The following is a 24,175-nucleotide window of genomic DNA, read 5'->3' as shown; positions in this document are numbered from 1 at the left end:
AAAACCTTTCATCTTCCAATATTCTATAAATCTTAAAATTACTTACCTTATATTAATTCATTAATCTGAAAAATTCAATTATTTTTTCAATAAATTATTATACATAAGTCTGATTAATTTTTAACTAAATTAACAATAAAATACATCTATTCAATATGATTCCGGCATGAATATTATTACAATATAAATAACCGAGGAAAGTATATCTTCCTCGGTTTCATATGTCAAATACTTCAACCTTTATAGTTAATAACGTAATTTCCCACACATTCGATTTATATACCAATGAGAAATTTAATATATTAATAAACTACTAACTTCTTTACCCCAGCCAAAATATAAAAGAGTCTCATTAAAAAATGAGACTCTTTTACAATTTCATATTTAAATCGATTTCGAAGTTTGCTTACCAAAGATAAATACCCTAGTAAACACTACCATTATAACTACAATAACCAGAAAATAAAGTGGCATCACTAGTAACGAGCCTGTATGCAGCTGACTCATTCCCAAAATTGTCATCGTTACAATTACATAGTACCCTAAACTAAACAATGCACCTGCTGTACCAATGACATCTTGAAAATCTACTAACGCTAAACTTAAACAGTTAGGTAACGCTACTCCAATCCCTAATAACAATATAAACATTGCTATTAAAAATACAACCATATATATTACATTCGGATTTAATCCAATAAACGTAATAACAGATAAAAGGATAGCTCCCCCTGTCATTACGAGACAACCGATATATATAATTTTCTCTGGTTTATAAGTAGCAAGTAAACGTTTTGAAATTTTCGCTCCAACAATAGAAGCAGATGCAACAACAATTCCTAGAAATCCATACATACTAGGCGATAATTGAAAATATTCAATAAAGATAAACGGCGCTTCTGCATAATAGCTAAATAAAACACCATTTGCTCCTCCAATTAACAGCCCATATGTTACCACTTTCGGATTTGTAATTAACCTCTTCGAGACTGAAAATACATTTATTTTATTCGTTACTGAGACCGTTTTTGTTTCAGGGAGAGAAACAAACGTATACAGAAAAATACCGATACTCATAACTACTAAACTTAAAAATACTATTTTAAATCCAAACATTTGATCAAGAAAGCCACCAATTAACGGTCCTATCGCTGGTGTAAAAGCAATGACTGCCGAGATTTGAGCAAACATAACATGCCGCTTATGCCCTTCTACACTTTCCCGAAGAATCGTTTGTGTAACCACGGATCCTGCACTTGCTCCAAACGCTTGAATAAAACGACTTATCAATAAAACTTCAATGGAACTTGCAATATAGCATAAGAAACTCCCAGCGCCATATACGACAATTCCAAGTAACATCGCCCGGCGACGACCAATTATATCTGATAACCACCCAATAAAAAATACACCTAACGCAAAACCAGCAAAATACACACTAAGTGTTAACTGCACCTCATTATTACTTACATGTAACGCCTTTGAAATGTCTGGTAAAGACGGTGTGTAAATCGTTTCACTAATTTGCGGAAATGCGACAAGAACAATCATTAACAAAAGTGATGGTACTGAGACTTTTTTCATTTTTCATACCCTCCTATAACTTTGAAAATCTCAGAAATAAAAAGACTTTCCTTAGCTACGGAACAGGAGGGGCCATTATAGAAATCCGTTCATAAAACAACAAAGAAAACACCTCAATTACGTATGTTAATACTTATAGGAGGGTAATATTAACATCGATTTTTAAATATACTTTTTCAATTATATTACATACTGCGTTTCTTTTACTAGTGCTCGGCCTTGGAGGATTGTTAAAAAGATAACTTGATGCAGTCACCTTTTTATGGAATAATTAGAAATAGTTTGAATTCATAAGTTTAATTATTAAACGATAGACTAGCATATTTTAATGTCACAAGCTTACAAACTGGAGGCCTTTCGTAATGATTGAAATTTTAAGGACAGTAGTAAACTTTCTAATTTCTCTATTCTCAGGAGAATTACCATTTGTATATTATGTATGGATTATTACCCTATTCCTAATTCAAATAACCCAATCTACTCTAAACTATAAACTCTTTAACAAGAAAGGCAATTTCAGCACTTATATATCGGAAGGATTACTTGCTTTTATTATTTTATTGTTTGGAGGAATATTAGTATCTAAGTTACTTGCTTACATAATAGACGATCCTACTATTAGTATGACGAATTTAACACATTATTTTGTTTCTCTTATCATATTAACTATATTTGTCGTAATAACCTGTGTTAAAGACTTTATAGAGACATCTATAAAGAATAAAAATATATCTCTTTTGAGCTTTTTAGTAATTTCCTTAATAACAAGCATACTTTCATTCAAGTTTTTATCACCTTTAATTGAAGGTTCTTTTTCTCTTTCTAAATCTTTTATAACTACTTTAATCATTCTTGTAACTATATCAATCCCTCTATTAATTTCCTTAGAGGATAAGTATGCAGATGAAGGGGAAACGGAAAATTTATAGCTTCTCATTTACATAAAAGAAAGAGGGAGCTCCCCTCTTTCTTTTAAATCATCCCTTTTAATATTAATCCTAAAACTGACATTATTATCGCACTAATAATAATTCGCAAAATCCAAGTTGTGTTTGTACTTATTTTTTCTAATTGCTTATTGATTGTTGCTATATCTTTCTCATTAATAGTAGTACGCGTTTCTAAAGCACGAATGTCTCTCATAATTTCTTTTTGCTCCGCCTTGAGACTGTCAATTTTAGCGTAAACATCTTCCATATATTCACACCCTCTGTTCATCTTAATAGAAAAATCTATATATATTATGAGACAACCCTCTTACCTGTGAATACATTGCGTACATCCGCGTACCAAATTATTTGTACAATCTAATTGAATTATTCATATGTTTCCTATCTTCTATATAAATCAGCGTTAAGATAAATTAAAAAAGGAATCCCTTGTTTATTTAACAACAAACAAGGTGCAATCCAACATTCGGGAGCACCTACGATAATTTCTATTGTTTTCATATTTACAACTCCATATAATCAGTATGATTTTCTGAAGAAGCCACTTTTTGAACTGTTTAAAGTATACTAATATGAATACGAAATAGCTGTATTGATAAACTCTCTAGAACAATAAATATACTGGCTGAAACGGATCTATATCCAATATTTTTTCCAGTAACATGAATGGTTATTTCTGATAAATACGTTTGTATATCATTGTTTTCAAAAATTTCATCCTCAACCTTTACAATATCTGCTTCACAATCTACTTCTTTAAAAGTTTTCAATAATTTTGTTTCCAATAAACTACAATCAAAATTCTCATCTTTTATTACGGCAAATTTAACCTTCATATCGATTTCCCCATTTTTAACAAACTAAAATCATTAAATCAATATAAATATATATTATTCTATTAAATAATTCAAAATATACGCTTCTCATATACATTATTAAAAATCAGTTCTAAAGAATTAAATGCAAAAAGAAATTACATATACAAATCCCCTATTTCAACTTAACTTTGTGTAATAATGCATATTTCAAATACATTATTTCCTTTCACTCATACTTTTATCATTGAGTTTTTATTCACAAATTCGTAACACATATATATGAGTTATTATGCTAAAATTAGTTTATTCACAAGAAGAAGTTATTCTTAATAAATCAATCATTTTTAATACCCTGTTTAAAGCCTTGCCCCCCTGCAAGGCTTTTTCCTATTTAACTAGAGTAGTAGTTTTCGTTATGCATCTCTCCCCTTTGTTCCTTACCCTACAAATAATACTGAATGTTTATTTTACTTTTTCAACATCCTTACTCGCTCTGTTCGAGAGCTCTTTACCAAATTAATATTTTCGTCCATAACTGTATCAAAAAGTACACTAAAGAAAAAATAGCACTCTCACGATTAAGTAAACGCGAGCTTTTTTCTTCTATCTACTTACTATTTAAGGTTAATAGTTTAGTAACAAGATTTAAAAATTCGACTTAAATTCATTAATGAATGGAGAGGTTTATATGAAATTAAAAGACAAAGTAGCAATCATAACTGGTGGTGCAAGTGGAATTGGCGAATCTACTGTTCGTCTTTTTATCGAAGAAGGTGCAAAAGTAGTTATTGCTGACTTTTCTGAACGTGGAAAAGAACTATCAGATGAATTGAATGCACATGGATATAATACGTTATTTATTAAAACCGATGTAACAAAAGAGGCAGATATTAAACAGCTAATTCATGAGACAGTAAGTACATACGGTAAATTAGATATTATGTATGCCAATGCCGGCGTTGCTGATGATGCACCGGCAAACGAATTATCCTATGAAAAGTGGAAAAGAACTATTGATATTAATTTGTCTGGGGTATTCCTTTCTGATAAATATTCGATTGAACAATTTCTTAAACAAGGTACAGGTGGTGTCATCGTTAACGCTGGTTCGATTCATAGTTTTGTTTCATTACCTACACCAACAGCATACTCCTCTGCAAAAGGTGGTGTGAAACTATTAACTCAAAATTTATGTACTGCCTACGCTAAATATGGAATACGTATTAACGCGGTGTGCCCTGGTTATATTGACACCCCTTTACTAGGTAGTGTTAATCCTCAACAGAAAGAATATTTAGCTTCACTTCATCCACAAGGCAGACTTGGAACACCAGAAGAAGTAGCTAAAGCTGTCTTATTTTTAGCAAGTGATGATGCTAGTTTTGTTAACGGCACAACACTTCTTGTTGATGGAGGCTATACTGCACGTTAATTTAAAAATTTTGAAGCACCCTAAAAAATATATAGTCTTCAACAAGAAAAAGCGCCATCACAAGTGACGGCGCTTTTTCTATGTAAGAGCAACTAGAAGATATCCTTCTAGCCTACTCCCATTTATAAGTCCAAAACTGTTCAAGTTGCAGCCATTTTAATGTTGCTGCATCTTTGTTTTTTATTTTTGCATGCGTGTCTTCAAGCATTGCTTCTGTTTGTGAACGGTGCGCACCTAATGCAGTTAATTTATGATCAAATACTTCACTAATGTTATTTACAACATCCGGTTCTCCTAATACTGCTTCACGATTTTTCGTAATCGCAACAGCATGAATAACTGGGCGCTCTTCTTTTGGCATACGTGATACAGCGCGAACGACAGCGCGGCCAAATGCATTATGATCTGGATGTACACCGTGCTCTGGATAAAATGTAATAATTCGAGATGGATTTACTTCTTGAATGATTGCTTGAATTTTGTCAGCAACGAAATCAACATCTTCAAATTCTAACGTTTTATCATGGAAGCCAAGCATTCTTAAATCTTTAATACCCATCGCTTCACAAGCATCTTTCAATTCTTTCTTACGGATATGTGGAATCGTTTCACGGTTAGCGAATACGTTCTTACCCATGTTACGTCCCATTTGTCCTAGAGTACCACATGCATATGTTACAGGTACTCCTTGATCTGTTAATAAGCGAATTGTCCCTCCCGCAGCATATGCTTCATCATCTGGATGCGGAAATACAACAAGTACATGTCTCTCCATAAGTTTCCCTCCTTCTTACTTAAATGGTGTTAAGCTTAACTCAAGTGCAACTGCTAGACGACCTAAATTATCATGTCCAGCTAATAATAAACGCTCTTGATCGTCTACTTCCCAGTGCGTAATACCTTCAGCATATACCCAACCGTGATCCATTTTCAGACCAACTCGGTATGGATTTGTTCCAGTTATCTTCCCGCGTTCAAAACGGATAATCGCATTTCGAATGAAAGCACCAACTGTCATCATCTTTTCATTTATGTGTGATGCATACGCTCCGTTTGTCGTTTCTAAATGAATATATACATCTTTATTTACAAAACGTTCAATTTCATTTTGAATAAGAGAACTATCTTTTACTATTTCCATCGGAATTCACCTCTTTAAACCATTTTACGCAAAAATAATGTAAATTGCTATCTCTATATTAGAGGACAACGCTCACTTTTCCTAATAATTTGCACTGTGTTTTTTATATTTTTTATATGATATGTAAAAAATACATTTTTTCCTTCACTTTGTTAAATAGTTTTCTTTCTTTTTTGAATTTGCTACAATATATTTTATCCCGTATTATTGCAGCGAGATACATTTCGACAATTGAATACATAATTTAAAGAAGGTGACATGATTGGAACAGTCAGCACATGAAGTAGCAAATTGGCAATATTATTTTGCAATTGCCGTATTTTTAATCACGTACGGATTTATTATTTCTGAGAAATTGAATCGTGCTGTAATCGCACTATTCGGTGCTGCTATTATGATTATTTTTGGAGTTGTAGATTTACATACTGCTTTCACATCACATATTCAATGGGAAACGATTACCCTTTTAATTGGGATGATGATTCTCGTACATATTACGAGTCAATCAGGCGTCTTTGAATTTGTGGCCATTAAAGCGGCAAAAGCAGCTGGCGGAAAACCGATTCGCATTTTATTATTACTATCCCTATTAACTGCTGTCGGATCAGCATTTTTGGACAATGTAACGACTGTTTTATTAATCGTTCCTGTTACATTATCCATTACACGTATTTTAAAAGTAAATCCTGTGCCTTATTTGATTTCAGAAGTGCTGTTTTCAAATATAGGCGGAACAGCAACATTAATCGGTGATCCACCTAATATTATGATTGGATCAGCAAACAAGCATTTAGACTTTAACGCCTTTTTACTTAACTTAGCTCCAATCGTAATTATTATTTCTATTGTGACACTTGGCATTATTTACTTCATGTACCGTAACAAACTAAAAACAACACCTGAACAAATCGAAAAACTAATGGCATTAAATGAAAAAGATTATATTAAGGATCAAAGCCTCCTTTTAAAATCTATTTCGATTTTAGGACTAACTATTTTAGGCTTCGTACTTCATTCGATTATTCATGTAGACGCTGCCGTTATAGCGATGACAGGCGCTACACTTCTTATGTTAATCGGCGTGAAAGAACATGATATTGAAGATGTATTTGCCCACGTTGAATGGGTAACCATTTTCTTCTTCGCCGGACTATTCGTTCTCGTTGGCGGGTTAATTGATATCGGACTTATCTCTTCACTTGCAAAAGAAGTAATCGGCGTAACAAACGGTGACATCGGATTCGCAGCTATACTTATTTTATGGGTATCTGGCATCGCATCTGCGACAATCGACAACATCCCTTTTGTCGCTACGATGATTCCTCTTATTCAAGACTTAGCTACAGGACTCGGACTATCTGTCGATTCTCCGCAAATCGAAGTACTATGGTGGGCGTTATCTCTTGGAGCTTGCTTAGGAGGAAATGGAACGCTAATCGGAGCATCTGCAAACGTAGTCGTTGCTGGTATTGCAAAACGTGAAGGACATGCTTTCTCTTATATGGACTTCTTAAAAATTGGTTTACCATTAACTATTGTTGCACTCTTGTTATCACATGCTTATATATATTTACGTTATTTAATGTAAAAGTTGTATTGCATGAAATTATATCGTCAAATCCAAAAGGTTTGCAGCATCGTGCTGCAAACCTTTTTTCATCACCAAAATATACCGATAATTGCTAACCCACCTAAAATCATACCACCAATTTGTCCGACAATTGTTGGTGATAATTGAACACCTTTTCTCACTTCAACAACTGGTCTTTCGTGCCTTAGTTGCTGCACTTCGCTTTGCAGTTGATGTACACTTCCGTGTAACTCTTTAATTAGTTCCTTTAATTCAGCGACCTCTTCATTTACTGGTTTTGCTTTTTCTAAATTCATTTTACATAACTCCTTATAAATTCAATCAGTTCACTGTAAATTTTCGCCAATTATCATTATATCTCCTGCATACTACATATATAATATTGAATGTATTCGCTAATCTTGCAACCCTATCCATTCATCCCGCAATATCCCCATAATGATACGATCAAAACACTTCCCATCTCTTTGAACCGCTTCTCTCATACACCCTTCCATCTGAAAACCTATCTTTTTATACAACGCAATGGCTGCTTTATTATAAGAAATTACATCCAGACCGACGCGGTGTAAATTCAATTCATAGAAAGCATACTTTAAAATAAGATGTATTGCTTCTTTCCCATATCCTTTTCCTCTATCATTCACATCTCCTATACCAATGGCTAATAAACCTGTTCTGTTATTCCACTCTATACCATGAATCGCCACAAAACCAATTAAGCGATCTTCTTGAACTGTCCTTACCATGAAAGAAACACTATTCGATCTTCGTCCTTTTAATAACCCATCACTTGCTATTTCATTTAAAGATTGCGGGAATGCTACATCTGTATCAACATTTCTTAAATACTCACTATCTTCTTGCCACATAGCCATTACTTCAGCATCTGTTTCTCTCATAGCTGATAATTTAATCGTTTTATTTCGAAAAAGATTCATTGTCATTTCAAACTCCCCCTTTATTAAATAACGGGGATAATTATTCCAGCCTATTTACCCCCTCGTTTCATAAACTGTTTCATAAACGGGATACTTACAATAAGCGCTGACATTGGCACATCTCCTCCATATCGAATTAACTTCATTGTATAATTTTTCATTTATTCTAACAATAATAGAAAGGCCCTCCAAATTTAGAGGGCCTTTCCTAATAACAAAACTATATTATTTCGTAAACATTTTCTCTGCTTCATCCATTGCCATTTTGTTTCCTAAAGCAGAATAGTCAAGCCATGGTTGATCATTGATAATGTATACATGCTTGCCTTTAACTGCTTTTAAGTCTTTCCAAATTGGTGTTTCTTGAAGTTGTTTAAATGCTGCTTTTGCTTTGTCATCTCTATTTACAACAACGAAAATCGCATCTGCATCAAAGTCAGGTAATACTTCTTGTGAAATGACTTCGAAAGGACGGTTTCCATCAATTTTCTCTACACCATTTGCAGGTTGTAACCCTAGGTCTTGGAATAAAATTGGTCCCATCGGTCTTTTCGTACTAAATACACGCAATTCTTTTGCAGTAACGCGAATTGCCATTACTTTTTCGTTATTACCTAGCTCTTTATCTATTAAACCTTTTACTCGTTTTGATTGCTCTTCGTAATCTTGAATATATTTATCTGCTTCTTTCTCACGGTTTACAAGTTTACCAACTTGTTTTAAATGCTCTCTCCACGTACCTTCATCTAAATTGAAAGAATGTGTTTTTGCAATTTTTTCGTATTTCGCTACATCTTTACCAGCATATTTTTCATCAACATAAATGTCAGTTGGCTTTAATTGAAGTAACGCTTCCATATTCGGATCTGTTACAACACCAAGCTTCTTCGTATCTTTCAACTTCTCTTTAGCGTGCGGTAAGAAATCTTTTAAATCTCCACCAATAACAGAACCTACTGGTGTAATTCCTAATGCAAGTAAATCATTCGTTAAATGAATAGACATTGAAGCAATTTTTGGGTCATTACTTTTTTCCGTTTTTTTCGTTGCCTCTTCATTAGCTTTCGTTTGACCACATGCTGCTAATACTAAAATACACATCATGCTAAATAAAATAGTAAGTTTCTTTTTCATATGTTCTCCTCTTTGAAGTATTTATTTTGTTTTTGTAAGTAAATAAAGAAAATACGGTGCTCCTAAAGTTGCCACTACTATACCAGCTGGAATAGAGTTTGGCTCAAATATAGAACGACCTATCGTATCTGCTAGCACTAAAATAATCATTCCGATAATGCCAGCTAAAGGAAGAAAGTGTTGATATGTAGTACCTACTAACTTCCTTGCGATATGCGGAGCAACTAAACCGATAAAACCAATTCCTCCTGCCATCGATACACTTGCGCAAGATAATCCAACCGCTGTAGCTAAAAGTAATAACCGTTCTTTTTGAACAGAAACACCAAGTCCTGCTGCTACACTATCACCTAGTGACAATGCATTTAACGTTTTAGATTTTAGCCACGCATAAGGGGTTAGTATGAAAATCCATGGTAATAATGCAAGGACATGAATCCAATCCCTTCCCCACACGTTACCAACTAGCCATCTAGAAGCGAATGTATACGTCTCATCATTTAACTTGAGAGAGAAAAATAGCGAAATTGCACTAAAGCCAGCTGAAACTGCAATACCAACGAGAATAAGTCTAATGGGAAGTAAACCTTTTGACCGATCACTCGCAAGTAAAATAATAAGAAATGCAGCTAATACTCCTCCGCCAAATGTAAATAACGGTATTAAAATGGATGCACTCTCATTAATAGAATGAAAGAGAGTAACAAATACGATAAGACCGAAAGATGCACCTGAATGCAACCCTAAAATACCAGGATCTGCAAGTGCATTACGTGATAACCCTTGCAAAATCGCACCGGAAATACCAAGACCAATGCCGGCTAACATCGTGATTATTATTCTTGGCATACGATAATCATATAGCACGGTTGCACTCTCAAAATCACCATAACCCAAAAGTGTTTCAATTACTCTAAGTGGTGCTATACTCAGCGTCCCTGTATTTAAACTAATTAAAATTACAGCGATACTTATACATCCGAAGATTGTAGTTACAGTAATAGCTCTCTTTTTATCCGTGTTAAAAAGATCTTTCACTTATAACTCCCTCCCAACTTTACGTGCTATATAGAGGAAGAACGGAACTCCAACAAGAGCTACCATAATCCCTATCGCAAGTTCCTTAGGAGGATTTACTGTTCTTGCCCCTAAATCAGCTACAACTAATAACATAGCTCCTAATAATGCTGACATAGGAATAATGAGTCTATAATTCACACCAACTAATTTTCTAGCAATGTGTGGGATAACTAGTCCCACACATCCAATAGAACCAACAGCTGAAACAGAAACACCTGCCAGAATAACTACTATAATCATCCCTAGTATTCTCGTTCGGTTCGTTTTCACTCCTAAATTTATAGCAACATCATCCCCCATTGATATGAGTGAAATAGATTTCCCTAGCATTGTCGCGAAAATAATCGTTATAAGAATAATAGGAACTAAAAATTTCAAGTGTTCCCACTTAACCCCTGCAACACCACCAGCATACCAAAACGCTAAATCCTGGCTTAAATCATAATAAATCGCAACACCTGAACTTAATGAATGTAAAAGCGCTGCCATAACCGCTCCAGCAATCGTTAACCTCATTGGTGTTAACCCGCCTGATGTTGCTGATCCAATAACAAAAATAAGTACTGTACTTAAGACTGCTCCAATAAAGGAAACAATCATTAAATAGGAATACGGCATATGCGGAAAAAAAGCAAAACTAAGTGCTACTACAAACATCGCACCTGCATTTATTCCGAGTACACCTGCATCAGCTAAAGGATTTCGTGTTATACCTTGCATAACAGCACCAGCAACCGCAAAAGCTGCCCCTACAACTGCTGCACCAATTACTCTCGGGAGCCTTAATTCATAAATAATTTGGTGCTGCGTTAATTTCGGATCGTAATTCAAAATCGCTGCCCACACCGTTTGTAAATGAATATCTTTTGCACCAAATGAAATGGCTAAAAATATAGATCCAATTAAACATAAAATTGTTAAGCTCATGAAACATATGAACTTAATATGTATCCAGCGGTTATTACCAGCATGTACAGTAGACTTATGTAACATGTTTCATTTCATCCTTTATATTCAGTTGTTTTTTATAATTATTTTTTATTTATAATTATTATTGATAATAATTATCATTTTCATTTAGATATTATATCCCCACTTTTTTTAAATAGCAAACTATTTTTTCACTTCGCTAAATATTAAAATACTTATTACAATTCCCTTCCAAAACTTACAAATACACGCAAAATAGAATACTAGCTTATTTTTAAAAGTGTAGTATACTTAATCATTATTTTGAGTTTTCAAATAAAAATACCGAAGGTGACACAATGTTCTATATAAAACAACTACTACACTTCACTTACGAGCAAGCATTATCTTGCTTATTCCCAGTCGTTATTTTCTTAACACTAGCCCTTTCAAAAATCGTTTCTATTCCAGGGTTATATCGCTATGATTTCATACTCATCGCATGTCTTCTTATGCAGTGGATTATGTACAAGACTGGACTTGAGACGAAAGACGAATTAAAAGTAATTACTGCCTTTCACCTCATCGGCCTTTTACTAGAAATATATAAAGTTCATTTCGGTTCATGGAGTTATCCTGAAGAGGCGTATTCAAAGATTTTTGGAGTTCCGCTTTACAGCGGCTTTATGTACGCAAGTGTCGCAAGTTACATATGCCAAGCGTGGAGAAGGTTGCATTTACAAATGCATTATTGGCCGAAAGCTATTTTTACCGTGCCATTAGGAGCAATGATTTACTTCAATTTTTTCACGCATCATTTTCTATACGATTTTAGATGGTTCTTAACTTTACTTCTATTCATCGTTTTCTTTCGGACATTTGTGGAATTTTCATTACGAGGCGTTACATATAAAATACCACTCGTTCTCTCCTTTTTCCTTATCGGTTTCTTCATTTGGATTGCAGAGAACATCGCAACATTTTTCGGAGCATGGCAATATCCAAATCAACGGGAAGCATGGAATCTCGTCCACTTAAGCAAAATTAGTTCATGGTTTTTACTCGTTGTTATTAGCATTATGATTGTCACGCAGCTCAAACATTTGAAGGAATCAAAAAGATAATGCTGATTATGTAAAAACAGTTAGCCCATCACTCATTAGAGAGTGATGAGCTAACTGTTTTTAGTAATATTTTTTAAACCGTCCTTATCAAGGGAGTTATAATTTACAAGAGTATAAGCAATTACACATTATGAACTGCTACTAGCAGAAGATGTTGCTACAGATGAAGCGGCAATCGTTGCCATCATGGCTGCCTGTTGTGCTTGTATGAGGACTTCTATCATTGTTTGTAAACCTGTGTTAGTAGCTTTACTTTCCTCACCTTTCTGACTTACGAACAGTTGAATAGCAATAAGAATAGTTGTATCTGTATGCCAACGGAACAATTTATCCCCCTGCAATTTTTCAATAAATGCTCGAATAGAATGAATCTCTTTTTCTCCGTCCTCGAGTAACGCTAGTAGCCCGATAGCTGGGTAATGCATCTGTTTTACTTTTACCTTTTCTTGCTTTAACAAATTCCATATATTTGTACATTTTGCAACTAATAGTTCTTCCCTGACATCCTTCTTTAGTGAAAGAATATGACTCAAAAATTGAAGATCATTCCCTTTACGCAAACCAGCTGTCGCTAGTTTCTGATAAAGACGTTCCACTCGGTCCATAAGTGTTTCTACATGCTCTGATTGTCCTGCTAATAAAACTGCGAGCGGATAATCATTTGTACTTGTAAGAAAGAGGTGATCCTTTTTCATGCGTTTATATACTTGCATCGAACGCTGAATGTGCGCGCCATGCTGTTCATTTTCTTCTGTTAAAAGCACAGCTGCTGCGAGATAAGTAAATATACTCCGGCTAAAGCCACCAGTGACCAATTGTTCATATAAATCTAAAAACTTCCGAAAAGCTTCCTTGTAATCTGTAAAGTGAATATCTAATGTTGCGGCCACTACAAAACGATGATAAGACTTTAAGTATGAAAACATCCCTACCTGATTCTTAATATAACTACTAATTTCTAAAAAACGTCCGAGATCAAACAATTTATCACTACCTGCATACATAGCAGCAATCATCATTCCTGTTCGAGAATCACTCGTTTTCCATTTTAGTTCTCCCTTTAACTGTACATATGTATGTTTATATTGCTCCAACTTTTGCTCTAATGTAATCATAGTATTCACCCCTATTTCTAGTTCTTCTCTATTATTATACGTATATTCCATATTTAGGAATACTATAATTAATAATCACAACATAAAAAATTATAAAATTCTCTAATCCTTCAAGAAGTTATACAAAAAAGGTAGATAATAATTTATCTACCTTTTTTGTATATATTATTTAACATTACAACTGTATTGCTTGTTATATGCAATTAAGACTAAAGAGCTTTAATAATACGTTCCATCGCCTTCATTTGCCCAATATGATCAGCTTCATGATAAAGCATCATACCGTAAAGCTCCCCTACTGTTTCCAATCCTAGGAATGGCTCTGGCAGTTTATTTTCAAATGCTTCTGCTGGAATTTCGTTAATACGTTTTGCTTGTTCTTTTAATTGAGCCGTTAACACTTCTAACGATGGTCCTTCTGTCGTCCATTTAGATGGTCTTGATCCATATCCAAACATACCTGGATATTCAGTTGGCAATTGTTTAAATTCTCTTCCGAACATGAAAGTCTCTGCTGCTGTTAACACGTGACCGATATGCCAACGAATTGTATTGTTAAAACCCTCTGGCTGCGTATCCACAGTTTTATCATCTAACGTTTCCATAAATTTAAGTAACGCCCCGCGCGTTATTTCAAATTGTTTTAAACCCACTAGTCTATTCATTTTATCGTTCCCCTTCTTGATGTACAATTTATTATGAACTAAGAATGTTCAACTTATTAAAGTTTCACCTTGTTTAATCTATCAGAAACAAATAAGAAATACATCTAATATGCTTATTAAAAATAATAAAAAGGTTCACTCCTCGTAAATATAGAATTACTTACTATGTTAATAAAAGAGGAGTGTACTTGCATGTTACATATTTTAAAACAACAATATAATCTTATTAGCTCTACAAGAGAAACTCTATTTTCGTTTTTGGAAGAAATCCCAGTAGAAAAATTACATAGCACAGTTCCTAATTTCGGAAGCGGTAGCATTATAAAGACTCATATTCATGTAGCCGATTGCTATCGATACTGGCTTGGATCATTCGCATTCAAGCAAAAAAGAGCAGATTTTTCATTTGCTAGCGATTACGAAATTGAGCATGCAGATGTGGAAAAAGTTCGCGCTAGATTTAAGTTAGTAGATGAGACTGTACAACGTTTTTTAGATGAATACAATGACCGTTGGCTCGAAAATATAGCAAATGAAGTGAAATGGCAAAAAGAACCTTGGAGCACAACTCCGCTATGGCTTTTAACTCATACGGAGACGCATGAATTTCACCATAAAGGACAAATTGTATCTATGGCTCGTCACCTTGGATATACTCCTCCTGATACAGACCTTAGTTAATACATTCGTGTTCATTTAAAAGCGGAATGAGCAGCAAGAATAATAGTATGATCAAAAAACTCGTTGATACATTTTGTTGTGTATAAAACATTTATTATTTGTTTTAGGTATACCATGCCATTATAAAATTCATGTAACATCGAATTAAGATTCATACTTTTTATGTAACTCATTGAAGAAAGTTAAGTATTTATACATTCAATTACTAACTAAAGGAGAAAATTATAATGAGATTAGAGAGCGAGAGAATTTATTTAAGGCCTCTTTGTCAGCTAGATGCTCCTATTATATTACAAAGTACAATGGATGATGAAATAAGATATATGACTGGAACTAAGTCCACTTTTTCATTGGAGCAAATTACGAAACATATAGATCATATAAATAATGATTCAAGTCGCTATGATTTCGCTATTTGTTTACAAAGTACTGACAAGATGATTGGAGAGTTGTCGATTTTAGATATCGATGAGGAGAACAAAAGAGCAGGATTCAGAATATCAATGCTTTCAATAGCATTAACAGGACAAGGCTATGGAACGGAAGCTATTAAAATAGTTTTAAGATTTGTTTTTGAACAACTATCATTAAATCGTTTACAGTTAGAAGTATTTAGCCATAATTTACGCGGAATTAAAGCTTATGAAAAAGTTGGTTTTGTAAAAGAAGGAACCTTACGTCAATCTTTATTTTATAACGATACATACTCAGATGAAATTATTATGGCCATACTTAAAAGCGATTATATAGAGAGACCTTTGTAAATGGATACAGTTAATCTATTAAACAAATTTAAAGAACCTTACCACAATAAAATGCAGTAAGGCTCTTTCATTTTTATATCAAATAACAGCTCTTAAAACATGTATAATCTTATTAATACCAAATAGTCTCCGCATAATTATATGCATCACTATTCGGAATTGCATGTTTCCCTTGTGCTTGTGCCTTTCTTGGATCTAAATCATATACCATTGGTGTATAGCATGATGTTTGCCCTTTATTTACAACACCATTTCCTCCAGCACTTCCGCAAGTGTATGCCTTTCCATCTGTTTTTCTAACAATCCTTGCATCAGCTTCATTATTATAAACTGCCAGGCGAGTTACAGTAACTTTTGCCCACGCTGTTTTACACGTCGTGCTAAATTTTAATTCTACATAAGAATTTGAATCAATCCACTTCTTTTCTTTCGTTACTGCGGATTGATCACAGCTGTTATAGTAAGGACTTTTCCCATCATATGAATGATCTTCTGCGTATACTTTATCGCTATTAGTCGTGCTAAACATACTAGTTACAATGAGTAAAGATAGCAATAAACATGCACTCGTCTTTTTTAAAAGTTTCATATCATTTCACTCCTTTATTAATAACGTGCTGTTTTTCCGTAACCGTTATTAAACGTAACTGCTTCAGCATCTGCTGTGTATCCGAAATCAGCAGTTAAATCAAATACCATTCCTGTATAAGTGCTCGTTTGACCTGTTTTTATTGTGCCGTTCCCCTGATTAGAAGTAACTGATTTTTGGAATACACCATTTTTGTATTTATTCACAACAGCGTACGCGTACACTCCTCCCGAAACAGCTGGTGCTGGTTGATCTAAAACAAACTTAGCCCATGCTGCATGACATTTATTACTGTAACGTAAATACACTGTCCCTACTTTTTTACTACCTTCATATACATCTGTAGATTTTGCATTAAATCCATCTGCATCACACGTCGTACTTCCCCCGTATACTTTCGTTGTTGCTGGATTCTTCCCGTCATAATAACTACTTAAATCAGTAGCTGCAAATGTACTTCCTTGAAAACTAAATAATACACCTATACTTGCCACACTTAACACGCATACTTTCATTAACTTTTTAAACATTTTAAATTCCTCCTCACAATAAGTACGTATACAAAAGACAAGCTATACTGCTATGTAAGTCCTCCTTTCACACTTCCTAGAGGCATCTTACAGAAACGAATAAATGTTGTAAATTCCCTTACGATTATTGGAATATACAAAGAAATTTACTTATCCTTTTAAGAAAAAAAGTTGAGAAATACAAATTTGAAGACATCCTTTATTTCAAACATAAAAGAACCGATACTTGTTACATGCAAGCATCAGTTCTTTATACAAAATTGCCATTTTTTCTTTTTATAAAATAAATATTTCTCCACTTAATCCGTTGTAAAGAACTCCCTCGTTACATCAATAAATTGCTGCAGTGGCACTGTCATCCATTTGTCTTTATGCCAAGCGATTTGCGTATAAATCGGAGAGATTGTATTTTCTAAATGTAACTCTTTTATCGTCCCCTCTCGTATATCTTTTTCTACTACTATTGCTGGTAAAACGGCTATGCCTAAATCTGCAATAACACATTGTTTAATTGCTTCAACACTAACAAACTCAATTTTATTTGCTGGATATACATCTTCCCAGCGAAATAGCTCTTCAAATAAAGTCCGATACGAGCAGCCTAATTCTGTTAGTAACAGTGTTTCACTCTCTAAATCTTTTATAGAAGCAGTAGTCTGTTCAAGTAAACGATGTGTAGGAGCAGCTACTACTTTTAATTCTTCTTTCATAAGCGGTTCCACATGTAAAACATCTTCTGTTTTACACTCATCCAAAATAAATGCAAGATCTACTTTTCCCTCCATCAATTGTTCCTTCGCATCTCTATTGGAATGTGCTGGTTTAAATATAAGTTTTATTTTTGGGAATTGTATTTTAAACCTCTTTAATATAGAAGGCAGTCTGTATGTACATTGACTTTCTTGTGCACCAATTATTAACGTACCTGCTATTTCTTCATCATCTTTCACAGCCATTTTCGCTTCGTTACTGAGTGCAATCATCTTGTCGGCATATAGTTGAAACTTCCTACCTGCTTCAGTTAAGAAAAGACGTTTCCCTAATCTCTCAAATAGTGGTGTACCGAGCTCAGCCTCTAATGTTTTAATTTGTGCTGTAACGCTCGATTGGGCAAAGTTTAATTTCTTCGCAGTTTGTGTAAAGTTCAAAGTATGTGCCGCTACTTTAAATGTAATTAACTGTTTTATTTCCATTTATCATCCCTCTTTTCAATCGATATTTCCGATTGATTCCATCGAAATAATCCTCTTTGTCTATTGATATTTGTATTGTATGATAAAGAACATCTATAAACAATATAAATGGAGGTATTCCATATGAAAGCACTTTGTTTCGAAACATTCGGAGACGCTAATGTTCTACACTATAAAGAAATACACGATCCAATCATAAGTCCAAATGAAATTCTTGTCCGCACGAAAGCAATCGGATTAAACTTCGCTGATATTTATAGACGCCGCGGCGATTATCATCTTGCTGGCAATCCGCCTTATGTATTAGGTTATGAAGGAGCTGGAATTGTTGAAAAAGTAGGAGCTGACGTTACTACTATCAACCTAGGAGACCGTATTGCATTTGCGGACGTCCCATTTGCAAATGCAGAACTAGTTGCCGTTCCATCTGAAAAAGTAATCCCACTACCAGATTCTATTTCTTTTGAAACAGCCGCTTCTGTCTTATTACAAGGATTAACTGCACATTATTTAACGCACGATAGCTATCAACTAAAACAAGGTGATATAGCTTTAGTACACGCTGCAGCTGGTGGCGTCGGTCAACTTCTTATTCAAATGATTAAACTACAGGGCGGAACAGTAATTGGTCTTACATCATCAAAAGAAAAAGCAAAGATTGCTACATTAGCTGGTGCCGATCACGTATTTTTATATACCGAAGCATGGCATATGAAAGTACTTGAAATGACTAATGGAACTGGAGTAAATGTTGTGTATGAATCAGTAGGTTCTACATTAGGGGAAAGTTTTAACGCTACTAAAATTGGCGGTACTGTCGTATTTTACGGAATGGCTGGTGGTAATCCTGCGCCAGTTGATCCGCGTATGCTTATGGATACTTCAAAAACTTTAACTGGTGGAGACCTTTGGAACGTGCTTACCACTTATGAAGAACGTAAAAAACGATCTACTCAATTATTCGATTGGATCGCAATTGGAAAATTAAACATTTCAAATCCTACTACATTCTCTTTACAAGACGGTGCTCTTGCTCATGAATTATTAGAGAGCCGTAAAAGCACAGGGAAGATTTTATTAATCCCATAATTCACAAAATGAAAAGGAAGCTAGATTTCTCTACCTTCCTTTTCTTATTTCTATTTGAGATTTAATTATATTTCCACACTTTCTTTCCCTTTTGCAACATAACTCATATCTCCAACCGACTCGACTGTATATATTCCATCTTGGTATACAATCTTCGTCACACTAGCATTTTCCACCCCAAGTTTTGTTTTGCTACTGTCTAACATTTCTATTAAGGTAGTAATCAAAAGCCCATGAACGACAACTAAAACGTTACCGCCACCATTTCCAGCAGCTTCTTCACTAATTTTATCTATCTCAGCTTTTATGCGAGTAGAAAATAATTCCCAATCTTCCGCCTGTTTTGTAGGATCTGCTACTCTAATAAGATTAATCACTTCTTGAATAGAAAACTTCATAAGTTCTTCTGGTGATGCAACGCCTGCAGCTTTTCCAACCACATCCCACATATTCTCAAGTTTTTCACCTTCAAAAATACCGAAATTTAATTCTCGCAAATCTTTTCTTTGCTCAAGTTTTAATTTTGATTGCTCACTATATTTTAATACTAAATTAGCAGTTTCAATTGCGCGGCCGCTATCACTACTATATGCATTCATAAAATGAATATCTTTTAATCCTGTCCCTAAATTTGTGGCAACTTCAACACCTTTTTCTACTAATGGAGAATCAGCCCAACCTTGCGCGCGATGATTCGTATTTAATATTGTTTTACCGTGTCTTGTAACATATAACGTAACTGCATTCTCATTGCTATCTGTTTCTCGCTTATTCATTTCATTCTCTCCCTTTACGTTTCTATATCAATTTTACCACCTCAATTATTCATTGAGCAAAATATACGTCAGTAGATCCGCTTAATAAAAAAAGCTATCTTTCTGTATATCCATACAAAAAGATAGCATCTTTTATGATTACATTTCTTAACCGTTACTCCTACTCAGCAAAAGCACTCGAATATTGTACAATTCCTTTTACACCTCGAAGAGCATTTTCTGTTAATTCCATTATCATAAATACCTCTTCAGGCACTTCAAACGGTGCTTTTATATTCCACTCACTTGCTTTCTTAAAACCAAATTTCGGGTAGTACTCTGGATGTCCCAATACTACAACTGATCCGTATCCAAGTTCTTTCGCTTTTTCTAATGCAGCTACAATCAGTTTTCCACCAATTCCTTTTTTCTGATGACCCCTAGCAACTGAAACTGGTGCAAGCGCTAACGATTCTACAGAAGTTCCATCTTGTTCTATTGTAATTTTCGATAACATAATGTGACCAACTATATCTTCATCTACCGCAACAATTGATAACTCTGGAACAAACGCGTCACATTCTCTAATACGTTTTACAAATTCATGTTCTGTTTTATCACTAAATTCTTCCTTTAAAAATGCTTCTTTTACGACTTCTTCTGTTTTTCTATAATCATTTTTTTGTTCTTGTCTAATCGTTACCATTTTAACTTATCCTCTATTCTTTCTTATTTCTTTTTGAATTTTACGCAGTGCTTTTTTCGATCCGCGCTCAATATCGTGTTGCATTTTTCTTTCTTTATAATCAACAAATAGTGTATTTAAATCGTATCCTTCTGGATATAACTCCTTCGCTGCTACTTCTAAAGTAATACGTTTTACATTTACTTCAACGAATTCACCGTTATAATATACAACAACGTTATAAAAATTATCTTTTTCCTTATAGATGATACCAAAATCATCATGATCCAATAAATTAACACGATCGCCGATTTTGTACTCATAATGAGATTCTCTTTTTTCTTGTACGAATTTCGGTTTTCTAATTTTACTTTCATTCACTTTTTCTAAAGCGCACTCTTTATTTCCCATGTACTCTTTCGCCCTTTTCAGTACATGTTCTTTTACGTTCATTTTATTCGCAATCCAAAGTGCATTACTTTCTCCTGATTTTCCGATAACTAATTTATAAAGCGGCTCTAACGTTTCACTATTAAACTGCATCGCTGCATTCATAAAGTCATCATGCATTTCTGAGAATCGTTTAATTTCTCCGTAATGCGTACTCGCAACGGTAATACATCCCGCAAAGTACAACTCTTCTAAAATAGAAATTGCAAGTGCTGCACCTTCATTTGGCTCTGTACCGCTCCCTATTTCATCAAATAAAAGTAACGTATTATTATTTGACATCCTCATAATCTCAGAAAGATTTTTCATATGAGATGAAAATGTACTTAGTGCGTTTTCGATACTTTGATTATCACCAATATCTACAAATACATTTTCAAAAATAGCGATTTCTGTCCCTTTATCTCCTGCAATATGAAGACCTGACATTGTAGCTAATGTTAACAATCCAATTGTTTTTAACACAATTGTCTTTCCGCCCGCATTCGGCCCTGTAATAATTAAACTACGATACTCTTGACCAATTTTAAAATTCAAGGGTACAACTCGCCCTGTTAAAAGCGGATGCTTACAATTCACTAAATGAATGTAGCCATGATCATTTAACTTCGGTTCTATTCCATCAATCGATTTACTAAACTTCGCTTTCGCAAATACCATATCATACTGACTAATTAGCTCCATGTTAATCTTTATACTATAAATATTTTCTAATACCATCCCTGATAAAGTCGCTAAAATTTGATATTCTTCAACCGCTTCTTCTGCTTTCAAACCTGCTAGTTCTGCATTCAATTTCGTAACCGTATGCGGTTCTATAAATACAGTAGAACCTTTTGCCGAGGCTTCAATAATACTTCCGGCAACTTGGTTTTTATAGGAAGATTTAATTGGAATCGTATAACGGTCATCCTTTTTACTAATAAAGAATTCCTGAATGAATTTCTTATTTGCACTACTATTTAAAAACTTCGTTAAACGTTCTTTTATTTTCCCATCTACAGAATCGATATTATTTCGAATTCGTTTTAACTCTTTACTTGCAGCTGCATCAATACTATTTCCTTTAATTGAAAAGTTAATTTCCTCTTCAATACTTTTATATTCAGTCATTGAATTTGCATAAGAAGCTAATACTGGTGCAAAAAATTCTTTATCTAACATAAACTTTTTAATCTTTCTACACCCACGTAAAAAGTCTGAAACACTTACTAATTCTTCTGGATCTAAAATCATCCCTTTTTCTAATTTTTGAATTGTACTAGCAATATTAGAAATGCCGAAGAAAGGAACATGCCCTTCTGCATCTAATATAGCTCGTGCTTCTGTCGTTTCATTCAACCGATTTCTCACTACTTTTATACTCGTACTCGGCTCTAATTTGTTTAATAATTCCTTACCTAATCCACTTACACAATAAGATTTCACTATATCCTTTAATTCGTTATATTGTAACTTTTCAAAAGTCATCGTATTCATTTTGTTTCTCCTCACTATGATTGATTTTTATCATAAATGAAGATACCTACTCATTAGATTCCAATGAGTCATATATAAAATTCCATAATTATACAATAAAAACATATACAAAAAAGCTGCGGGGATACCGCAGCTTTTACATTTACAAGGCATGTGTAATAACGTATGAGGAAATAAGCCATAAAAAATAGATGGCAGTCCCTTATTACACGCTTTATAAAGTATTGTAGGTATCTTCATAGGTTTTGAAATAAATGCATGACAAAATTAGGGGTATGATGTACATAAAAATCCCCTGGTCTTATCCGATTTATTTCATTAAATTTTTCCTATTTAATACCTACCGCACTCACAAAAAGCACCTCTCATTAATTTATATTATAGTCATTGAAATCTAATTTATTGAAATCATCATACTATATGTTACGTGAGAAGTAAAGGTGTCATACTTTAGTAGTACGTAACTATAAATTTCAATATTGCTTAAATTAGGTCTATATTCGCTGAAGAGAAATTATAAGAAGCGCCTCCGCTATTGCGAATGTCATTTACTTCCCAAAATACATTTAATAATTATGACAAGCAATGATAGGAGGTTTACTATATGAATGAAGAGTATAGTATTTTACACGGACCTGCTCTGGAACCAAATTTAATCGGTCCCACACTACCATCAATTCCACCATTTACATTCCCCACCGGACCTACTGGAATCACAGGACCTACCGGCGCGACAGGTTTTACCGGAATTGGAATAACTGGTCCTACCGGGGTTACAGGTCCTACCGGAATCGGAATAACTGGTCCTACTGGGGCTACAGGTCCTACCGGAATCGGAATAACTGGTCCTACTGAGGCTACAGGTCCTACCGGAATCGGAATAACTGGCCCTACTGGGGTTACAGGTCCTACCGGAATCGGAATAACTGGTCCTACTGGCGCAACCGGTTTAGGGATTCTTCCCATATTTGGAACAATAACTTCTGAAGTAGGAATCGGTTTTTCAGCAGTAGTTAGTACAAATATTAATTTTACCATTCCAGGACCTGCTAGTGGAACTACCCTAAATCCATTAAATAATTCTATTACAATTGATACCACTGGCGTGTACTCTGTATCCTTTTCAATTGTATTTGTAATACAAGCTATATCGTCTAGTATATTAAATCTTACAATAAACGATTCCATTCAATTCGCAATTGAAACGCGAGTTGGTGGTGCTTCTGGGGTGAGAGCTACATCCGCCAGAACTGATTTACTACCTTTAAATCAAGGGGATGTTCTTCGAGTACGAATAAGAGAAGCCACGGGTGACATTATATATTCCAATGCCTCTCTTGTTGTTATAAAGGTCGACTAGCTCTTTTATTACAATAAAGATTTATGAAAAATAAAGTGAAACTTTAATAAGCCCTCACCAATCGGGCTTCCCACAAATAGCGGGATAAATATGCACAATATAAAAAGAAGAGGAAA

26 protein-coding genes are annotated in these 24,175 nt (G+C 34.3%); 8 read left to right on the top strand and 18 right to left on the bottom strand.

The window, feature by feature from the left end:
* Positions 1-384: 384 nt before the first annotated feature.
* Complete coding sequence (locus ACTFN4_RS12345) at positions 385-1,584, bottom strand: multidrug effflux MFS transporter (protein WP_000758017.1); 1,200 nt, start codon at positions 1,582-1,584, stop codon at positions 385-387.
* A gap of 362 nt (positions 1,585-1,946) precedes the next feature.
* On the opposite strand from ACTFN4_RS12345, the gene ACTFN4_RS12340 reads away from it, so the two are divergent.
* Complete coding sequence (locus ACTFN4_RS12340; RefSeq protein WP_000570045.1) at positions 1,947-2,513, top strand: DUF5823 family protein; 567 nt, start codon at positions 1,947-1,949, stop codon at positions 2,511-2,513.
* 43 nt (positions 2,514-2,556) lie between these two features.
* Here ACTFN4_RS12340 and ACTFN4_RS12335 read toward each other — a convergent pair whose 3' ends face one another.
* Both ACTFN4_RS12335 and ACTFN4_RS12330 read right to left on the bottom strand, forming a co-directional pair.
* On the bottom strand, positions 2,557-2,781 hold the full coding sequence (locus tag ACTFN4_RS12335; protein WP_000390461.1) for a hemolysin XhlA family protein: 225 nt from the start codon (positions 2,779-2,781) through the stop codon (positions 2,557-2,559).
* 310 nt (positions 2,782-3,091) lie between these two features.
* The gene (locus ACTFN4_RS12330) at positions 3,092-3,370 is read right to left on the bottom strand and encodes a hypothetical protein (protein ID WP_000865005.1); all 279 of its coding nucleotides are present in this window, start codon (positions 3,368-3,370) and stop codon (positions 3,092-3,094) included.
* Positions 3,371-4,040: 670 nt separating this feature from the next.
* Between ACTFN4_RS12330 and ACTFN4_RS12325 the strand changes: the two genes are divergently transcribed.
* A complete protein-coding gene (locus ACTFN4_RS12325) occupies positions 4,041-4,784 on the top strand; it encodes an SDR family NAD(P)-dependent oxidoreductase (protein WP_000768018.1) in 744 nt (247 codons plus the stop codon).
* A 112-nt stretch (positions 4,785-4,896) separates the two neighbouring features.
* Here the strand turns inward: ACTFN4_RS12325 and bshB2 are convergent, their stop codons facing one another.
* Positions 4,897-5,559, bottom strand: a complete 663-nt coding sequence (bshB2, locus tag ACTFN4_RS12320; protein ID WP_000439485.1) for a bacillithiol biosynthesis deacetylase BshB2 — start codon at positions 5,557-5,559, stop codon at positions 4,897-4,899.
* A 15-nt stretch (positions 5,560-5,574) separates the two neighbouring features.
* On the bottom strand, positions 5,575-5,925 hold the full coding sequence (locus tag ACTFN4_RS12315) for a YojF family protein (RefSeq protein WP_000407045.1): 351 nt from the start codon (positions 5,923-5,925) through the stop codon (positions 5,575-5,577).
* A gap of 262 nt (positions 5,926-6,187) precedes the next feature.
* On the opposite strand from ACTFN4_RS12315, the gene ACTFN4_RS12310 reads away from it, so the two are divergent.
* Positions 6,188-7,513 carry an ArsB/NhaD family transporter gene (locus ACTFN4_RS12310; protein WP_000437988.1) on the top strand — a complete coding sequence of 442 codons (1,326 nt, stop codon included), beginning with the start codon at positions 6,188-6,190 and terminating at the stop codon, positions 7,511-7,513.
* A gap of 71 nt (positions 7,514-7,584) precedes the next feature.
* Here ACTFN4_RS12310 and ACTFN4_RS12305 read toward each other — a convergent pair whose 3' ends face one another.
* The 5 genes from ACTFN4_RS12305 to ACTFN4_RS12285 form a co-directional block, all read right to left on the bottom strand.
* Positions 7,585-7,812: a hypothetical protein gene (locus ACTFN4_RS12305; RefSeq protein WP_001047304.1), complete on the bottom strand. Its 228-nt coding sequence runs from the start codon at positions 7,810-7,812 to the stop codon at positions 7,585-7,587.
* A 99-nt stretch (positions 7,813-7,911) separates the two neighbouring features.
* Positions 7,912-8,463 carry a GNAT family N-acetyltransferase gene (locus ACTFN4_RS12300; RefSeq protein WP_439962360.1) on the bottom strand — a complete coding sequence of 184 codons (552 nt, stop codon included), beginning with the start codon at positions 8,461-8,463 and terminating at the stop codon, positions 7,912-7,914.
* A gap of 219 nt (positions 8,464-8,682) precedes the next feature.
* Entirely contained in the window at positions 8,683-9,591 is a 909-nt protein-coding gene (locus tag ACTFN4_RS12295) for an iron-hydroxamate ABC transporter substrate-binding protein (protein WP_000728218.1), read from the bottom strand.
* Between the two features lie 21 nt (positions 9,592-9,612).
* On the bottom strand, positions 9,613-10,629 hold the full coding sequence (locus ACTFN4_RS12290; RefSeq protein WP_017656308.1) for a FecCD family ABC transporter permease: 1,017 nt from the start codon (positions 10,627-10,629) through the stop codon (positions 9,613-9,615).
* Positions 10,630-11,664, bottom strand: a complete 1,035-nt coding sequence (locus ACTFN4_RS12285; protein WP_439962359.1) for a FecCD family ABC transporter permease — start codon at positions 11,662-11,664, stop codon at positions 10,630-10,632.
* Positions 11,665-11,939: 275 nt separating this feature from the next.
* Here ACTFN4_RS12285 and ACTFN4_RS12280 point away from each other — a divergent pair, with 275 nt between their 5' ends.
* Positions 11,940-12,704 carry a DUF817 domain-containing protein gene (locus ACTFN4_RS12280; protein ID WP_259591625.1) on the top strand — a complete coding sequence of 255 codons (765 nt, stop codon included), beginning with the start codon at positions 11,940-11,942 and terminating at the stop codon, positions 12,702-12,704.
* Between the two features lie 128 nt (positions 12,705-12,832).
* Here the strand turns inward: ACTFN4_RS12280 and ACTFN4_RS12275 are convergent, their stop codons facing one another.
* Together ACTFN4_RS12275 and ACTFN4_RS12270 are read right to left on the bottom strand one after the other, a co-directional pair.
* A complete protein-coding gene (locus ACTFN4_RS12275; RefSeq protein WP_002041575.1) occupies positions 12,833-13,870 on the bottom strand; it encodes a DUF4003 domain-containing protein in 1,038 nt (345 codons plus the stop codon).
* Positions 13,871-14,028: 158 nt separating this feature from the next.
* Positions 14,029-14,484 carry a DinB family protein gene (locus ACTFN4_RS12270; protein ID WP_001081123.1) on the bottom strand — a complete coding sequence of 152 codons (456 nt, stop codon included), beginning with the start codon at positions 14,482-14,484 and terminating at the stop codon, positions 14,029-14,031.
* 192 nt (positions 14,485-14,676) lie between these two features.
* On the opposite strand from ACTFN4_RS12270, the gene ACTFN4_RS12265 reads away from it, so the two are divergent.
* Positions 14,677-15,165: a DinB family protein gene (locus tag ACTFN4_RS12265; protein ID WP_000902404.1), complete on the top strand. Its 489-nt coding sequence runs from the start codon at positions 14,677-14,679 to the stop codon at positions 15,163-15,165.
* 227 nt (positions 15,166-15,392) lie between these two features.
* The gene (locus tag ACTFN4_RS12260; RefSeq protein WP_001235433.1) at positions 15,393-15,929 is read left to right on the top strand and encodes a GNAT family N-acetyltransferase; all 537 of its coding nucleotides are present in this window, start codon (positions 15,393-15,395) and stop codon (positions 15,927-15,929) included.
* Positions 15,930-16,041: 112 nt separating this feature from the next.
* On the opposite strand, the gene ACTFN4_RS12255 is transcribed toward ACTFN4_RS12260, so the two are convergent.
* The 3 genes from ACTFN4_RS12255 to ACTFN4_RS12245 form a co-directional block, all read right to left on the bottom strand.
* Positions 16,042-16,518, bottom strand: a complete 477-nt coding sequence (locus ACTFN4_RS12255; RefSeq protein ID WP_000771156.1) for a DUF2690 domain-containing protein — start codon at positions 16,516-16,518, stop codon at positions 16,042-16,044.
* A 17-nt stretch (positions 16,519-16,535) separates the two neighbouring features.
* Complete coding sequence (locus tag ACTFN4_RS12250) at positions 16,536-17,048, bottom strand: YjfA family protein (RefSeq protein WP_439962358.1); 513 nt, start codon at positions 17,046-17,048, stop codon at positions 16,536-16,538.
* Positions 17,049-17,347: 299 nt separating this feature from the next.
* Complete coding sequence (locus tag ACTFN4_RS12245) at positions 17,348-18,241, bottom strand: LysR family transcriptional regulator (RefSeq protein WP_211477733.1); 894 nt, start codon at positions 18,239-18,241, stop codon at positions 17,348-17,350.
* Positions 18,242-18,364: 123 nt separating this feature from the next.
* On the opposite strand from ACTFN4_RS12245, the gene ACTFN4_RS12240 reads away from it, so the two are divergent.
* Positions 18,365-19,330 carry a quinone oxidoreductase family protein gene (locus ACTFN4_RS12240; RefSeq protein ID WP_439962357.1) on the top strand — a complete coding sequence of 322 codons (966 nt, stop codon included), beginning with the start codon at positions 18,365-18,367 and terminating at the stop codon, positions 19,328-19,330.
* A gap of 65 nt (positions 19,331-19,395) precedes the next feature.
* On the opposite strand, the gene ACTFN4_RS12235 is transcribed toward ACTFN4_RS12240, so the two are convergent.
* The 3 genes from ACTFN4_RS12235 to ACTFN4_RS12225 form a co-directional block, all read right to left on the bottom strand.
* A complete protein-coding gene (locus ACTFN4_RS12235; RefSeq protein WP_439962356.1) occupies positions 19,396-20,106 on the bottom strand; it encodes a histidine phosphatase family protein in 711 nt (236 codons plus the stop codon).
* A gap of 160 nt (positions 20,107-20,266) precedes the next feature.
* Positions 20,267-20,791 (bottom strand): GNAT family N-acetyltransferase, encoded by a 525-nt coding sequence (locus ACTFN4_RS12230; RefSeq protein ID WP_439962355.1) that lies wholly within the window; start codon positions 20,789-20,791, stop codon positions 20,267-20,269.
* Between the two features lie 6 nt (positions 20,792-20,797).
* The gene (locus tag ACTFN4_RS12225) at positions 20,798-22,699 is read right to left on the bottom strand and encodes an endonuclease MutS2 (RefSeq protein ID WP_439962354.1); all 1,902 of its coding nucleotides are present in this window, start codon (positions 22,697-22,699) and stop codon (positions 20,798-20,800) included.
* Between the two features lie 604 nt (positions 22,700-23,303).
* Between ACTFN4_RS12225 and ACTFN4_RS12220 the strand changes: the two genes are divergently transcribed.
* Positions 23,304-24,059 (top strand): exosporium leader peptide-containing protein, encoded by a 756-nt coding sequence (locus ACTFN4_RS12220; RefSeq protein ID WP_439962352.1) that lies wholly within the window; start codon positions 23,304-23,306, stop codon positions 24,057-24,059.
* Positions 24,060-24,175: the final 116 nt, after the last annotated feature.

Origin of the sequence: Bacillus cereus group sp. MYBK95-2, assembly GCF_051915225.1 — a bacterium.
Lineage (GTDB): Bacteria > Bacillota > Bacilli > Bacillales > Bacillaceae_G > Bacillus_A > Bacillus_A cereus.
This window is presented reverse-complemented; position numbering and strand designations above follow the sequence as displayed.